The organism is Caballeronia sp. Lep1P3 (assembly GCF_022879595.1).
Taxonomy (GTDB): Bacteria; Pseudomonadota; Gammaproteobacteria; order Burkholderiales; family Burkholderiaceae; genus Caballeronia.
The window spans coordinates 2,420,633-2,435,833 of record NZ_CP084265.1 but is presented as its reverse complement, the minus strand read 5'-3'; the positions used below and the strand labels follow the sequence as shown (position 1 = coordinate 2,435,833).

Annotated in this window: 15 protein-coding genes; 6 read left to right on the top strand and 9 right to left on the bottom strand. The window is 58.2% G+C overall.

The annotated features are described in order from the left end of the window. The first annotated feature begins 105 nt into the window (after positions 1 to 105). Positions 106 to 627, top strand: a complete 522-nt coding sequence (locus LDZ27_RS11445) for an aspartate carbamoyltransferase (protein WP_244814191.1) — start codon at positions 106 to 108, stop codon at positions 625 to 627. Between the two features lie 77 nt (positions 628 to 704). On the opposite strand, the gene LDZ27_RS11440 is transcribed toward LDZ27_RS11445, so the two are convergent. Both LDZ27_RS11440 and LDZ27_RS11435 read right to left on the bottom strand, forming a co-directional pair. Then, positions 705 to 1,052, bottom strand: coding sequence for a carboxymuconolactone decarboxylase family protein (locus LDZ27_RS11440; RefSeq protein WP_244814190.1), 348 nt, complete (start codon positions 1,050 to 1,052; stop codon positions 705 to 707). A gap of 66 nt (positions 1,053 to 1,118) precedes the next feature. Then, positions 1,119 to 1,640 (bottom strand): hypothetical protein, encoded by a 522-nt coding sequence (locus LDZ27_RS11435; RefSeq protein ID WP_244814189.1) that lies wholly within the window; start codon positions 1,638 to 1,640, stop codon positions 1,119 to 1,121. A 268-nt stretch (positions 1,641 to 1,908) separates the two neighbouring features. Here LDZ27_RS11435 and arsD point away from each other — a divergent pair, with 268 nt between their 5' ends. The 4 genes from arsD (at position 1,909) to LDZ27_RS11415 (ending at position 6,512) form a co-directional block, all read left to right on the top strand. Then, positions 1,909 to 2,274, top strand: coding sequence for an arsenite efflux transporter metallochaperone ArsD (gene arsD, locus LDZ27_RS11430; RefSeq protein ID WP_244814188.1), 366 nt, complete (start codon positions 1,909 to 1,911; stop codon positions 2,272 to 2,274). Positions 2,275 to 2,287: 13 nt separating this feature from the next. Beyond that, positions 2,288 to 4,042, top strand: a complete 1,755-nt coding sequence (gene arsA, locus LDZ27_RS11425; protein WP_244814187.1) for an arsenical pump-driving ATPase — start codon at positions 2,288 to 2,290, stop codon at positions 4,040 to 4,042. Between the two features lie 115 nt (positions 4,043 to 4,157). Then, positions 4,158 to 5,420, top strand: coding sequence for a putative Na+/H+ antiporter (locus LDZ27_RS11420; protein ID WP_244814186.1), 1,263 nt, complete (start codon positions 4,158 to 4,160; stop codon positions 5,418 to 5,420). A 396-nt stretch (positions 5,421 to 5,816) separates the two neighbouring features. Then, the gene (locus LDZ27_RS11415) at positions 5,817 to 6,512 is read left to right on the top strand and encodes an H-NS histone family protein (RefSeq protein WP_244814185.1); all 696 of its coding nucleotides are present in this window, start codon (positions 5,817 to 5,819) and stop codon (positions 6,510 to 6,512) included. 698 nt (positions 6,513 to 7,210) lie between these two features. Here LDZ27_RS11415 and qatD read toward each other — a convergent pair. From qatD to LDZ27_RS11400, 3 genes are all read right to left on the bottom strand, one after another. Further along, positions 7,211 to 7,957, bottom strand: coding sequence for a Qat anti-phage system TatD family nuclease QatD (qatD, locus tag LDZ27_RS11410; RefSeq protein ID WP_244814184.1), 747 nt, complete (start codon positions 7,955 to 7,957; stop codon positions 7,211 to 7,213). Then, on the bottom strand, positions 7,957 to 9,090 hold the full coding sequence (gene qatC, locus LDZ27_RS11405; protein WP_244814183.1) for a Qat anti-phage system QueC-like protein QatC: 1,134 nt from the start codon (positions 9,088 to 9,090) through the stop codon (positions 7,957 to 7,959). Before qatC ends, qatD begins: the two co-directional genes overlap by 1 nt. Before the next feature lie 125 nt (positions 9,091 to 9,215). Further along, a complete protein-coding gene (locus tag LDZ27_RS11400; RefSeq protein ID WP_233386162.1) occupies positions 9,216 to 9,731 on the bottom strand; it encodes a hypothetical protein in 516 nt (171 codons plus the stop codon). A 177-nt stretch (positions 9,732 to 9,908) separates the two neighbouring features. Here LDZ27_RS11400 and LDZ27_RS11395 point away from each other — a divergent pair, with 177 nt between their 5' ends. Beyond that, a complete protein-coding gene (locus LDZ27_RS11395; protein WP_244814182.1) occupies positions 9,909 to 10,061 on the top strand; it encodes a hypothetical protein in 153 nt (50 codons plus the stop codon). 38 nt (positions 10,062 to 10,099) lie between these two features. Here the strand turns inward: LDZ27_RS11395 and LDZ27_RS11390 are convergent, their stop codons facing one another. From LDZ27_RS11390 to LDZ27_RS11375, 4 genes are all read right to left on the bottom strand, one after another. Continuing rightward, on the bottom strand, positions 10,100 to 11,944 hold the full coding sequence (locus LDZ27_RS11390; protein WP_244814181.1) for a P-loop NTPase fold protein: 1,845 nt from the start codon (positions 11,942 to 11,944) through the stop codon (positions 10,100 to 10,102). Between the two features lie 545 nt (positions 11,945 to 12,489). Beyond that, positions 12,490 to 12,858 (bottom strand): helix-turn-helix domain-containing protein, encoded by a 369-nt coding sequence (locus tag LDZ27_RS11385; protein WP_029972166.1) that lies wholly within the window; start codon positions 12,856 to 12,858, stop codon positions 12,490 to 12,492. Between the two features lie 137 nt (positions 12,859 to 12,995). Further along, positions 12,996 to 13,844 (bottom strand): hypothetical protein, encoded by an 849-nt coding sequence (locus LDZ27_RS11380; protein WP_244814180.1) that lies wholly within the window; start codon positions 13,842 to 13,844, stop codon positions 12,996 to 12,998. 276 nt (positions 13,845 to 14,120) lie between these two features. After that, the gene (locus tag LDZ27_RS11375) at positions 14,121 to 15,101 is read right to left on the bottom strand and encodes a toll/interleukin-1 receptor domain-containing protein (RefSeq protein WP_244814179.1); all 981 of its coding nucleotides are present in this window, start codon (positions 15,099 to 15,101) and stop codon (positions 14,121 to 14,123) included. Positions 15,102 to 15,201: the final 100 nt, after the last annotated feature.

The window sequence follows — 15,201 nt, the reverse complement described above, 5'->3', positions numbered from 1 at the left end:
GCCTGGGATTCGGCTGACGCATCGCCGGTGGTTCCTCTAGCTGTGGGCCCGTCTTACGGAAATGGCGCAATCAGGCGCAGTTTGACTACGCGGAAGCCTCATCTGATGAAACCGACCATACTTTTAACTACGCTAATCGTGATGGCGGGCCTAGCCGCGTCGTTTGAATCGTTCGCGGTGGACCCAGAACGTCAGGCAGAAGTCGCGCAGCGAGGTGCGGAGGTCATGCCGTTCAGCCTCAAGGCCACCACCCACATCTTCACGAAATCGGACGATGGCGGAAGCCAGCAGGTGATTGCGAAAAACCCGGCCGACAGCGTCCAGATTCGGCTGATTCGTAAGCACCTGCGTCAAATCCAGACGCAGTTTCAGCGTGGTGATTTTTCGGGTCCTGCTCGTACTCACGGTACCGACATGCCTGGATTGGCGCAACTCAGTGCGGCAAAGCCCGGTCAGGTATCGATTACGTACAAGGACATTGAAGGTGGAGGCGAACTCAGTTATCGCAGCGATGACCCGAAATTAGTGTCGTCACTTCACGCATGGTTCGACGCACAGATTTCGGACCACGGCGCTGACGCGATGGATGGACATATGCATCATCACACGGGGACGCCGCCGCCCTGAGTCGCGTACTGTGTGCGCTTTTTTCGGGGCGTTGGGTTGCGCGGAAGAAACTCGTGTGACTTCGACTGCGTTGCTATTCAGGCCGAGAATTCATCGAAGGCAGTCAACGCATGGGTGGCATACATCATCGACGGGCCGCCGCCCATATAGACGGCAGTGCCGAGCACGTCTTCCAGCTCGGCCTTTGTCGTGCCTAGTTTCACCAGCGTCTGGACGTGAAAGCCGATGCAGTCGTCGCAACGACATGCAATCGCTATCCCTAGCGCCACCAGCTCCCGCGTTTTTCGGTCCAGTGCCCCTTCTTTTGTCCCAGCCGCAGCGAGTTGTCCGAATGCCGTCATCAATTCGGGCTGAGACGCGCGCATCGCTCGCATCTGGATAGATACCGCGCCTGTCAGGTCTTTGTAGTTGGAACTTCCGCTCATGTTCGCTCCTGTAGGTGGCGAGCTTTTGAGGCTGGGATGTCGTCGGTATCCGGTTCTACAGTATGTCTACTGTGCACCGGCAGGCGGTGGCCCCATGCGGTATTGCTGCTGCAACATCATGTTATTCATCATCTCCTGCTGCATTTGCAGGTATTGGTCAGTCATGTATTGCCGCTGCCGCAGTTGCTCGGGTGTCAGGCGCGAGTAGTAACCGCCCATATGGCCCCAGCCTCCCATCATTCCGGGCCCAGCGCCGCCCCCCATCATGCCTGGGCCCATTCCACGTCCCATCATCCCCGGGCCCCACATCCCGTGCATGATTGTCATCGCGCTTTGCATTGTGGCCCAGTGCTGCGCGAGTAGCTTCTGGCGTTCCTGCGGGTCTTGAGTTTTGCGAATCTGGTCCATCTGCGTTTGCATTGTCTTCATGCGCTCCTGAAGCTGCGTCAGATTCTTGTCGAATTCAGCGGCGCCCGCGGGCGGCGTTTTTGAACTGCTTTGCGGCGCGCCGGTGTCCTTCGAAGCAGCTTGCAGGACCGGGGATGTCAACGCGATACCGGTAACCATCGCAACTAGAAGCTTTTTCATATCTCCTCCCTGTGGACGCGCGACTCAACAACGGCGCGTGTGCAGTCATCGTCCACACAAAGGCTACATGTCAGCACCGACTTTCCCTTGACACTGGTCAACGAAGAAGCTGGAGGCGGCCCGCAAGCGATTCGATTCTCCAAGCGGGGAAATGCAGCTCCATCGTCTGTGACTTGACCGAGGTCAATGACTCGTCGTTCAAAGGGACGAGCATGACGAATGGATGTGGCTGCAGTCTGGCCCGACAGGTGAATTCGTGGGAGCAACGATGAGCAAACTTGACGTGTTTGAGCCGGCCATGTGCTGCGCGACGGGCGTCTGCGGCGTCAACGTCGACCCGACCCTCGTTCAGTTCGGCGCTGACGTTCGATGGCTTGCTGAACATGGTGTCGAAGTCGCTCGGCACGGCCTCGGACACGACGCGGCAGCCTTTGCGGCCAATCCGGAAGTGGTCCGGGAGCTGCATGCGGGGATGGACCGCCTGCCCATCGTAACGGTGGATGGTCGGGTCATCTCCATTGGCGTATATCCGTCACGTGCCCAACTGATTCAGAAGCTGGGGCTCAAGGTTCTCACCACTGATAAGCCGCACATCAAGGTTGGAAGCTGCGGCTGCAAGCCCGGCGAATGTTGAGCGGCGCAATGATATGACACTCCCTCTCGTTACAACTCGCCATCTCTTTTTCACTGGCAAGGGCGGCGTCGGTAAGACGTCGCTCGCCTGCGCAACAGCGCTGCAGTTAGCTGAAAACGGTAAGGCCGTGCTGCTTGTCAGCACCGACCCGGCGTCCAATCTCGATGAGGCGCTCGAGACTCAACTGTCCGGACAGCCAACGCCCGTCGCGCAGGTTCCAAACCTCCACGCGCTGAACATCGACCCGGAACTCGCTGCGGCGACCTACCGCGAGCGTATGGTCAGCCCTTATCGAGGCGTGTTGCCCGATGCGGCAATTCGCAGCATGGAGGAACAGTTTTCCGGTGGTTGCACCGTCGAGATAGCGGCGTTCGACGCCTTTGCAGACCTGTTGGGCGGCGGTGCCAGCGCGAATACGTACGACCACATCATTTTCGACACCGCACCTACGGGGCACACGTTGCGTTTGCTTACTCTGCCCTCGGCATGGAGCAACTTCCTGTCGACGAACACAACCGGCAATTCATGCCTCGGGCCTCTCGCAGGCCTCGAGCAAAACAGGCAACTGTATGCTGCGGCCGTTGCGGCACTGACCAGCCACGACCGCACTACCGTGGTCCTGGTGACCCGGCCGGAGGCATCTGCATTCCGTGAGGCGGAGCGAACCCGTATTGAACTGGCCGACCTCGGAATCCGAAACCTGGTGCTCGCTGTCAATGGCGTTTTCAAATCTGCGTCCGCGGGCGATGATATCGCCCGCGCGATGGAGGAGCAGCAGGCTACCGCCATAAAAGCAATGCCGCCGGGTCTCGCAACACTGCCGCGAAGCGAAACGGGCTTCATTCCCAAGGGATTGGTTGGACTGGGAGCGTTAAGGGCATATTTGCACCCGGAGCAGATTGCCGCGCGCAGGACAGATACCGCGTTAAGCATGAAGTTGCCCGGCGGCCTTTTGCCGCTCATTGACGACCTTGAGAAGGCGGGGCACGGTCTTGTCATGACGATGGGCAAGGGCGGCGTGGGCAAGACGACGGTAGCTGCGGCAATAGCACTTGAACTGGCGCAGCGCGGCCATGCAGTGCTCCTATCCACCACGGACCCGGCCGCACACATAGCGTGGACGCTCCAGGAATGCCTTCCAGGCCTGAGGGTGAGCCGCATTGACCCGGAACTGGAGGTCAACCGCTATCGCGATGAGGTTCTTGGCAAGGCTGGTGCTCAACTGGATTCCCAGGCGAAGGCGATGCTCGAGGAAGACCTGCGTTCGCCGTGCACCGAAGAGATAGCGATTTTTCGCGCGTTCGCGCGTACGGTTGATGAAGCCCGTGATTCGTTCGTCATCCTCGACACGGCTCCGACCGGACACACCATTCTGCTGATGGACTCAGCGGAGGCCTACCATCGCGAAGTCATGCGCACGCAAGGCGATATGCCAGAAGCGGTTCGCGAGCTATTGCCACGCCTGCGCGACCCCGATTTCACGCGCGTACTTATCGTGACGCTCGCAGAGGCGACACCTGTTCATGAGGCTGAGCGACTGCAAGCCGACCTCCGACGGGCCCAGATTGAACCGTATGCCTGGGTCATTGACCAAAGTCTGCTCGCAAGCGGCACCCACGACCCGGCGCTTGCCGAGCGAGGGCGCTACGAGGTGCCGTTCATCGAGCGTGTGGTGAAGCAGGATACAAAGCGGGCTGTGCTGTTGCCGTGGCAGGCAACTCCGCCCGTTGGTCTACACGGGCTGGAAGAGCTGGCTCGCGGGCATTGACCATGAAGCGGTCGTAACGGACAGAATCGCGGGTAGGCGAATAGATTGGCGCGTAGGGTGTCTGTAATATTATGACGGAGTCGTCAACACGAAAGCGTCTCCAGCAACCTGTTCAATGCCCCATTCCGTTGAGATTTCTGCCGCCATCATCTTTGCCCTTGCGCTCATTCATACGTTCGCCGTAGCACGCATTGAGAAGCTCTCCCACCGTTTTCCGCGGCATGCGGGTGTCTTCCACTTCCTCGCGGAGGTGGAGGTCGTCTTCGGATTCTGGGCGCTGATTCTGTGTCTGGTGATGTGGGCGCTCGTCGGGTCACACGTGACCATCGAGTACCTGGAGCATCGTGAGTTTACGGAGGCGCTATTCGTCTTTGTCATTATGGTGGTCGCCGCGAGTCGACCTATTCTCGTACTGGTAACGACCATTGTGATGCGGCTTGCGCGGTTTCTACCTGTGCGCACCGAGGTTGCCGTTATCTGGTTCTCTCTGTCCACCGTTCCCCTCCTGGGGTCCATCATCACCGAACCTGCGGCAATGACACTCGCCGCGCTATTGCTGCGCGACACGCTGTTCTCCGCGCGAAGTTCCGAGCGGGTGAAGTATTTCGGCCTGGCGTTGCTTTTCGTGAATGTGTCCATCGGTGGGGTCATGACGGCGTATGCAGCACCGCCGGTGTTGATGGTCGCGAGTGCCTGGGGGTGGAGCACCGGATTTATGGCGGCCACCTTCGGATGGAAAGCAGCGCTTGCAGTTGTTTTCAATGCTACGGCTTTCGTCGCCCTGATTGCCAGGAGCGTGCCGACGTCCCAAGGGAGCGAGGGTGGTACAACCTCACCGTCCCAACACGTTCCGATTGGCGTCACGCTAGTTCATCTCGGGTTTCTCGCGTTGGTCGTTATCAACTCGCATCACGCTGTCGTGTTCATCGGGGCGTTCCTCTTTTTCCTGGGCTACACGCACGCTTACGAGCGCCACCAGTCGCCTCTCATGCTGCGCGAAAGCCTTCTGGTTGCTTTCTTCCTTGGCGGCCTGGTTGTGCTCGGCGGCCTACAGCAATGGTGGCTTCAGCCGATAGTGCGTTCCATGGATGCGTTCACACTGTATTTCGGCGCGACAGGGCTGACGGCAGTTATGGACAACGCTGCCATCACGTATCTCGGGTCGCTCATACCTGGCTTATCAGACAGCGCAAAGTACCTGCTCGTGGCAGGAGCGGTGACGGGCGGAGGGTTGACGGTGATTGCAAATGCTCCGAACCCGGCCGGCCTCGCGATACTTGGAAACCGGTTTTCAGGAGGCGCAGTCAGCCCGATGAAACTGCTCGGCGCCGCGCTCATGCCTACCATAATCGCAGGTCTAGCCTTTCTGGTTTTATAGGCAGGTCGAACAAAAGCGACACGGGCGGTCGCGGCGTTCGAATGTCCGCAGGTGATGTGCCCGGACAACGACGCAGGAACGTACAAAAGTTCTCCGTTGGTTGCGTACCTGCGGCGCCGAGGCCCCATCATTGGAGACGGCTCATCCGGACGACGGAAGTGATGGCAAGCATGTAGCTCTGGAAAACGACTTATGTCAGTGCAAATGCGAGTCTTTTCCGAAATTCGTGGCATCGCAAGAAGCCGCCGCCTTGTCGCCATGACCAATTATAAGAAGGAATCGCACTAAACGCTGCGGTAGCAAATGGCTCAAAGCACTCTCATCTGGCTCCGCGCCGAACTAGCAGACCTCCTCATCAACATGGCATAGTGCAGCATCTCAACTGCGGAAACGGCAATGACGACACTCGAATCCTTGCAAGCAAAAATCCAGAAACTTCAGGCGCAAGCCGAAGCGCTCGCTACAAAGAAGTCGAGTGCAGTCATCGAAAAGATTAAGAAGCTGATGGCAGAGCATGGTCTTACGACTGCTGACATCGATGCGCACACTGGCGGAAGAAAACGCGGGCCCAAGCCCAGCGCTAAGGCCGCAGCCAAGTCGTCTGCTTCCGCGGCAAAGTACCGTGACCCAAAGACGGGCGCGACTTGGTCAGGACACGGCCGCGCGCCGGGCTGGATTGCCAGCGCTAAGGACCGCTCGAAGTTCTTGGTTGCAGGTAACGCAACGTCGTCCGCTCCTGCTGCAAAAAAATCAGCGAAGGCTGGAAACTATGTCAGAGGCCCGCAGCCGGCGCTCTATCGCGACCCCAAGACCGGCGCGACGTGGAGTGGGCGTGCACGCCCGCCGGCTTGGATTGCTAACGTCAAGGACCGCAGCAAATTTTTGATTAAGGGCGCGGCCGCGGCGGGCAAAAAGCCGGTCCAAAAGGCTGCTGCCAAGAAAGCCCCGACGGCGAAGAAAACTGCTGCCAAGAAGCCGGCGAGCGCAAAGGTGTCGGCAAAGAAAGCGTCGGCGAAAACAGCGCCGCGCAAGAGCGCGACTGCGGCCGCTCCGGAGGCGAACGCCGGCTCTGAAGCTGCAGCGACTGTTTAAGAAGGGTGACGTGCACCAGTAGAGCCGACATCGTCTTCGGCTCTACTGGGGAGTGATTGGCGCGCTTTACTGGGCCGGCGGGGCCTGCCTTTGTACAGCTTGCTCGTGGCGACTTTCACCATCGCACTGGACGGTCGTGCCGTTGTGCATTGAAATAAGATAACGCGCCTGGTAAGCATCGTTTCATGCAAGGACCCAGCGGCATTCTGCAACGCATTTCCCTCTAGCAAACATCCTTTGTTTTTGTGAATGCCCCTTGGTGAAGTTGAGCCCCGCCTTATCCTGAGCGAGGCCTTCAGACACGTTCCAAGCATCGTTAGATGCCCCGCGGAGCCAGCGTCGCCCGTCAGCCGTTCGCCTCAGGGCGCTAACTTTGCCACCCTGTCCGGTGTCTCAAGGCTATCCCACAGTACCGGTTGTCCCGCGACCGCTGCCGTTGATGTTCGACCAGTCGCGCGGCTGCACCGCGAAGCTGGCAGCAGTATGTATACGGCGGGAGAGGGGTGATGATTTGCATGGAGGCCGCGCTCGAAAATCTGGCCGCGAGCCGAGGAGATTTGCCAGAAAAAATATTTTGGCGGACTGTCTGTGAGCGACGAGGCCCCGACCGTGTGGGGACGCGATGCACTGCGGAAGGGGCAGCTGCATGTAAGCACCGGTCCGGTCCGTGCAGAGTCCTACGAGCCGACAACCGGCGTTCACGGAGAGCCCGGCCATCCCATCACCGTGAGCAAACGCCCGCTGTTATGAGTTAGAGTCTGCACCGCCTCGGATTCAGAGCAGCCCCAACTCACGGCAAGCAGCTCTGCAGTCCGCGCCATGCTCCATGGTTGAATCGGGGCGCCACCTTCGGTAGCGAATGGCCCATCGCTCTCGGGAACGACTCTGTCTCGGGGAAGCTTCGTTGCAAGTGCGCGACCAGCTGCGCTCGCAAATGCAGCGGGGCCCAAGCTGAACCAGCAGCCTATTTTATGGGCGATTTCCACCTCGGCCAAGGTCCCACTGAACCAATGAAGAACGGCTGTACCGAATCTGGGATTTTTTAAGAGGATGGGCAACACCTCCTTTACAGCACCTCTGGAGTGGATGCTGAGGGCCCTGCCGCCGAGCTCTCTGCTGCGACTTACTACTGCCTCGAACACCTTTCTTTGTATCGGTAAGCTCGATTTGAAGCGATACGAGCCATCCATTCCCACTTCTCCGACTGCAATCGCTTGCTCCATCTGCTTCAGCAGTTGAGGAAGCTCTCCTGCGCGCTGCTCGACCAGTTCTGGATGCAATCCTGGGGTGATAAGCACACGCGGAACGTGGCCAAGTACCTTCGACGTGGCTTCGAAGGCGCGAGGGCTTGTCGTCACGAGCCAGGTGAACTGGTTTCGACGTGACGCCTCTTCGGAAACGGTCCTCGCGCCCGGATAGAGGTCTAGGTGACAGTGGAAATCCATTAGAGCACGCCGTCCCGACGGAGAATTGCCTCGACTTCCGCAAGGCCGCGGCTCATAGTCTCCCGATACGACTCTCGGTATGCCGTTGGAGCAAAAGCGAGGGTCGCTCCGAGGAATCTCTCGAGTCCTCGCTCCTGCACGGTTAGGACCGCAAGGGCTGCGGCCATAGCGTCGTCCGGGCCGCTAGATTTCTCCGCTACCAGAAGTGACTCGTGTTTGTAGTCCGTTCTATCCCGCCCAGCGCCCCACGCATGAAAGGCACCCTTCCGAATCATGCATGGAACGCATCGCCCGCAGTGACGTCGATTGTATGTTCGAAATCGTCCGCAACTTGTCGTGCCGCTTGCGAATTTCTCCAGCAGCTCCTGATTGAGGCACTCTCGGAGCATGTCGCCCTTCGTTTTGAATCGATAGGGCAAATCAAGTACGATGCTGAGGCCCATCCCGTTCAGCAGCTCTTGCATCATCGAGATAAATTGAGGATGCGTCGTTTTCGTGCTTAAGCTTGATACGCGACCTGGTACAAGGGGAGGGTTGATACAGATGAAGCCGTTCTCTGGCACGAACACCTGAACTTGTTCTCCACCCACTCGAGACGCAGCCAATACGGCGAAAGCATAAAAGGCAAGCGACCGAGCTCGCGTCGAAGGTTCGCGTTGTCCCGGAAAATTGATGCCATGACTCCATTGCCAATGTGCATTGGGACCGCCTAGCTGTCGAGCGTACTCTATTTGCTTGGCAGAGTCGTCGTGAGCGAGTTGCGAAACGAACACGGGCCGGCGACCCTGCGACACAAGGTCGATGCCACCGACCAAGCTATCTAGACCGCCCGAGAGAAGACATACGCAGTCGTGTGGCGCGGCTTCGACCTTGCCTGCAGGCGGTGCTTCACCGCCCACGACGAAGTGGAGTTTCCAGTAGTCGCCTGTCAGCAGCTTGAGCATCTTTTCTACGTGCTCTTCAAAGCCTATCCATCGCACTGGCTCGTGCAGGCCGACCGTGAGGTCGATGACTCGAGTCCAACCATCTGCGCTGGTCGCTCGAGGGCAAGCTAAGTCCGCGGCACAAACAGCGAGACAGAGTTGAACAAAATCCCACGTCGCAGCATCTGGAGCAAAGCCTGTGCGTTTCAACAGTCGCTTCCAGCCAATCGCGATGTTTCCGACCCCTGCGCGCCTACTCGAACGGAAGAACGAGAAGGCTTGTTCGTCAGGTCCGAGGTTTGCCGGTAGGCTATCCGGGCTGGTACATAAAATCTTCATTCCCCGAATACCTCCAGAGTTTTCGACAGGACATCGCGCGCGAGGCCGTGTGTGTCTACAGGGCGAGGCCCGAGTTTGTCGAGTTCTACTCGAACAAGCCCATGAACGTACTCACGGACATCATTACGACACGCTTGTACTTGCTGGGGCGTGTACTTCAACTTTTCGTAGGTTTGTCCGAGCAGCAAGTCCATTCGGTTGCAGATGTCGTACGCGACTGTGAAGCCGATGACATCAGCGATTTGTTGGTCAGTTAGACCAAAAACGTCGACGTCGGGGGAGGTCTCATACAGCAGTGAGAGCGTTTCTGTCGCTGCGTTGCGAACTGACTCTTCATCAACGCTTCCAGAGTTCGGCATGACCTCACGCACAATTTCCAAGATGAGGTCGTTGGCGGACAGATTCGCGGCGCGAACGCGCGCGACCCAATCTACAACGTGTGGATTTGTCCCATCACGTGCTTGGGTAAGAAATTGCCCCAACGCACCCGCACCCTGCGCAGTTGCACGCATGGTTCGTGCCGCGCGGGCTGGGCCACCCATCCCACGTCCAACCATGCGCCTCGCAGCGGACCTGATTTGGTCCGAACCGCCGCCGCGCAAAGCTCCTGCTAAAGCGGCACGGGCGCCAGCAAGACGTCTTGCCGGATTGAGAATGGGCGGCTGCTGGTCTCCGGGCACATCCGCGCCTTGGCCTACTGGCTGACCATTGTTGTCCCCGCCAATGTCTCCTTCATCAGCACCGTCTCCACCATCTCCGCCTTCGTCGCCATCTCCGCCACCGATGTCCCCGCCACCCCCGACTGCGGCGGGTCCCTCGAGCCATTCTGGGTCAAATGGTGAGCGGGGTCCGCCGCCCTTACTCGAAGTTGAGGTCCCCATTAGGTTTTCCTTTTATCCATGGGTTCAATTGCACGCTTCACCTTTTGGTCGAGGGCGTCGTCTGCTGACCACATATCTAGCACTTCCTTCGCCCAAGGTTGCGCTTGCAGTTCTGGAATAATGCCGGCGCCGATTTGCCCGACGGGAGCGGTGAGTAGTAACTCCTTCGCCCTTGCAGAATGCTGGGGGAAGACTTTGCAAGTCTCGATGAGCATCAATACGTCCTCTGCTTTCTTCCAAGTACGCTTCGAGGCCTTGAGCACCCACGCACGCGCCATCGCCAATCCCGCCTGTACTTCACCCGCCCCGGTAATTACCGCGGCAAGTTGCGGGCTCCGCGTTTTGGCTTCGACGAGAGCATCACGCAGCTCGCGTCCTCCCGCTGTCAAATCGTCCACACCGAAGTCGCGGGTTGCTGTATCGCGACTGAGGTGGAGAAGAGGGCGGAGGTCTACCTCGCCTAAGGGAGGAGCAAGCCCGAGCCATTGGGACACGAAAGGCTCGCTGGTGTTAAAGGGCTCTTCCAACGGCTTGCCGTCAGCACTCGCTTCTTCCGCAAGCCGCAATTTCTCAACGCGCCCATCGTGCTCGGACGTTACAAGGTTCGCGAGTGCCGACGCAAGTGTTGGAGCACAACGTTCCACGAGGTGCCATTTTGCGAGAGCCTGAAGGTCAAGCTTGATGCCTTGCGGCTCAGCCAGGCTGGAGCGCAGGAAAACGGTGTTGAGAAACCGCTTCATCAGACGAGGGTTTCCGTCGACTGCAACAGACCTGGTAAGCAAAGGTGCTAACCCGTCCGCGAGACGCATCAGTTCGATTATGTTTTCGTCTCCAACGGCCTGTGCCTCCAGAAATTCAAGAGTGACGGAATCCCCACGCCATGCTTCTCTTAGCCGTTTCGAGGTTGCTACTTGGGCATCTGAAAATTTATCTACCGAGAACTTGTCGTCCTGACATGCTCTCTGCAGAAGTAAGAGCGCGATGTATGCTTTTGCTTCATTCACGCCGAGTCGCGGAACATGCAGAGGAACCTGAATCAGCTTGTCGAAATAGTTCGTTGCGACCTCGTCCTTGATTTCCGTGCCAGCAAAATGAATGCGGACCGCCCCCTTGATGAAGTCGTTATCTGCCGCAATAACGAATGCGCTGCGCTTAATGAACAGCAGCAGCCGGATGGATTCGAGCGTGGAAATGGCAGTCTTGGGCAAGCAGCGGTCTAGGTCGTCCACGAAGACAACTAACGTGATTTTTAGCTCATCCAACAAGGCTTCGAGTGCTACACGAAACTCATGTATCTCGTTCGGCAGCGAAAGCGGCTCCGCCTTTTTGATAAGTCCATCGTCCTTCTTATCGTCTTCTTTTTTATCGCCTTCCTCACCGTTTTCGCTATCGAGCAAGCCAAATCTTTTCATGGCCTGGCCAATCATCCCAACGGGAACGCCAGTGAGATATGTTGCGGCGGCCTCACCACCCAGTTGTACGAGTCGGAGCACGTTTATACGCTTGAGAAGCCTTAGCGCTTTGTCGCGCAACCCTTCCCGTTTACTGGCTTCTTCGAGAATCTTGTCGCCAACTAACTGCAAAAGAGCGCTGCGGGCGCTGTCGAAATCTTGATATAACCAAGGATTGAAGGTGACAAAAACGTAGCTGTTCTCGTCGGGCTTGTTGAGCCCTTCAAGACGCTGTCCGACCATTTTTACCAGCGAGCTCTTGCCGGCGCCCCATCCACCGGAAATTCCAACAGAAATCGGCTCGCCGCGAGCTTGTTGGAGCAACTTTGCGCAGGCATCCGCTACGATGCCGAAATTTAGATAGTCAACGGTAGTTTCGTTGTCATGCCACACTGATTTGGCCTCTCGATGTCGCAGCTCAACCTTGCGTTAAGCCCGTGAAAACGTTCTTGTTGTGGATTCGAAGCTGGATAACGTGTAAATCGCATATGCGCTCGGTTATACCAGATTTCTGGCTAATTGAAGCCGTTCAATTGGCGTAGGATTACCTCAATAAAATGCGATATGCATCGGAGCTAAGGAGGTCGTACGATTAGGTGCGCAACTCGTCAAGAAAGACCGCCGCGGTCGACTAGGTGCAGCGCCACGATGGACGTGGCCTCGCCTTCGCCCACCCAAATGCCCTACATGCAGCATCGCTTCATCGGTCCTCACGTGCAATACGCTAGTCATTAGGAGTCGCTGGGGGTGTTGCGAGAGCGTTGGCTGCTTGTAGTCTGAGAGGTCGAGCAGCTAATTGAGCTTGCCATAGCTGATGCGGTCGCAACGCAGCGGCCGCACTGAGCTGTTGATGCAAGGGCCGTCATCAAGGTGGCTATGGTCTGCGAGGCGCATGATGAACCGCTGAGTAATTCGGCCTCCATCACCGCGCTTGCCCGTCAGTGCCAAAGAGCAAGGACCATCTGGTTACCGACCGCCTTGGACATGGAATTACCCTTCATGCCGACTTCGATGGCATTCTCGTTGCATGCGAGCGTGTAGAGCCCGACATTGTGCAAGCGCCCGCACTCGGACGGCCGACTGACCCACGACGTGATGATGCTGTAACCCTCTTTCCGGAGTTCAACCACGCGCGCGCGGGGGTCAACGATGTCGAGGAAGCGCATTGCCTCCAACGTCGTAACCCCTGCAAATAGCCGCATCGCCTCGAGCAGGCGGGAGCGCTGATGCTCGGCCGTGTTGTCCGGCCAGTTGGCGATGATATGGTCGAAGGACAGGAAGTTCTGCGGTTTGGTGCGTTTTTGCATTCGATGCAGTGCGAGTTATGACAAGACGTATTGTTCGCCAGTCGGCTCGAAACACTGCTACCGAAATACCAAGCAGATTCAGTCGCGAAAAATCCGGAGGAAATAGGCCGGAAAACGGGACCAATTTCCGCAGTTTTTCACTGCTCGGCCGAATCCGGCTCTATCCCAAGTTCGGCGGCCGCGGTGCTGAGCGCGTCCTGAAGCACGATGGCCGCGGTCTCATCGGCGAACCCACCCACGATGTCGAGAGCCTGAGCCAGCCGCTGGGCGTCGGTTCGGGCGTCGGGCGCCGGCGAAGTCCGGTTTCGCGAGATGCTTGCCCGGCTCATCGCCAGATGTGCTGTGTTCTCGCTGTCTGCTTGATTCCTGCGCTTTGCTTCGACGAGCGCTCGGATGCTGACGCGTTCGGCGGCAGTCAGCACATCGTAGACTTGACGTTCTAAGGTTTCTTCCCACGCGCGCGCGACAACCGCGGTGATGAGTCGAACAGGGACTTCGTCACAAGCCTCGCAGATGGCGTGGGCGAGCCGAAGAATGAGCGTTCGACGCTGTGTCATCGGCAAGCGGCCCGCAGTCCGGACCGGCACAATCGACGGCATGGTCTGGAGCTTACGCAGCGGCTCTTGGAAGCCGCGTGTTCGGGCATCCGGAGTAAGCCAAGAAGCGGGCGCCGCTGTCAGCTTGGTTGCCAAGTCTGTAGCGCTCTTCATGATGTCGCGCACTTCAGCCCCAGTTGGTGCGAGGTCAGGCTCGCCTTCTTCGATACAGTCGACAATTGCACGGGCAATCTGTGAGATAACCGTGACCTGCAAACTTGTGCCTTTCTCGAGCACCTTCTTCTTTTTGAAGAAGCTGCGGACGTCTTTGTCGTCACGAAGGCTTTTGAACCAGTCTGACTGCGCGCGAGCCGCTTGGTCAAGTTGCAGGAAAGCGCTTGCCTGTTCATACATCAAGGCGAGATGCGAATTCGTGGTCAGAGTGGTCATGAGCGATAGCAAGGGCGATTCACGCAAGTTGTAGACGTATTGTAGCTGCGCGCTATACGCCGACCGCGGACGTAAAGGGATATTTCCCGGCGTGCAAGAGCGTTGTTGTCATCACACTCCCGGCACGTCACCCGGTGCATCTCGCGAAGCACTAGAAGTAGCGCCAAAGAGCTGTTCCGTGAGCTGCTGAACTTCGTCGGGAGGTGGGTGAATCTGCGCCGCCGTCAGTCTCGAAGCAGCGGCCGACGCGCTATTTGTGCGGTCGGCCGCGGTGAATCACCGTTGTATCGGCTCGATAAGCGCCGACCACAGATACTCAGCCGCCCCAGTGTCAGACAGCTTCTCGGAAGCGCCTCGTGCCATGCTCATCATCGGCTTCAGATAAAGCGTCTGGCTATCTTCGGTGAGCGCGAGCGCTTCGTTGTAGCTGTTCGCGTGCGAGGAAATCTGATTCGAGTAGGTTATCTCGCGATTGCTGTGTCCACCGAAGGCCCCGCCGCGCGTGACGGTACACTGCGACACGCTCTTTCCATCCTTATAGATGCTCGCGGTGAACCGGCGCGCATGGATGCGCGAAAAGCGTCCTTGAAACTGGCCGTGCCGCTTCTCCAGCTCCTGGAGCGAACCCTCGAAGAAGCGGGCGATGAAGTCGAACGTCTCTGAAACGAACGTGTCCTTGTCGAGGTCCGAAAACTCATGCTTGACGCGAAGGTTGCTCGACCGCGGCAGCTGCGCGGCCACGGAAGGTTCGACGGCTACGGGCCGGGGGGGTGAGCTTCTCGCTGTCGATGCCGCGCCCACCTTGGGTGCGGCCGACGAGGCTGTCGCGGCCACGGCTTTACGAATCGACTTCGCAATGTCGGCAAAAGCCTCGTCCTGGTTGGCCCAAGAGGTGACTGGCCGACCGTCCGTCGGGACTGCATTCAGTTTGCCGAACGGGGCACTGTGCCAGTCACATGCTCGCAGGATGACAGGGATGACGCGCGCATCGCCGGCCTTATGCCGTTCCAAGGCACGCGTCATCTCGGTCGCAAAGCAGTATTCGGACGCGATGAAGTTCGCGCTGACCAGCAGCAAGATGATGTCGGCCTTCTCGAGCTGCTCATCGATACTGTCGTCGAGGTTGTCGCCCGCGACGATGCGCCTGTCGTGCCATGCCGAAATCAGGCCCTCGCGCTTCATCAGCGACAGGTGTATTTCGAGCTGGTCGCGCAGCGACTCGTCGATGTGCGTGTAGGAGAAGAAAACCGATGCCATGCAGTAGTCCAACAAGAAAATTAGGTGTTGTAGGCGGCTATGCCATTGTGACCATAGCATGGCGATTTGGCTTGAGCGAACGCGTGAAGCCGAACGGCCT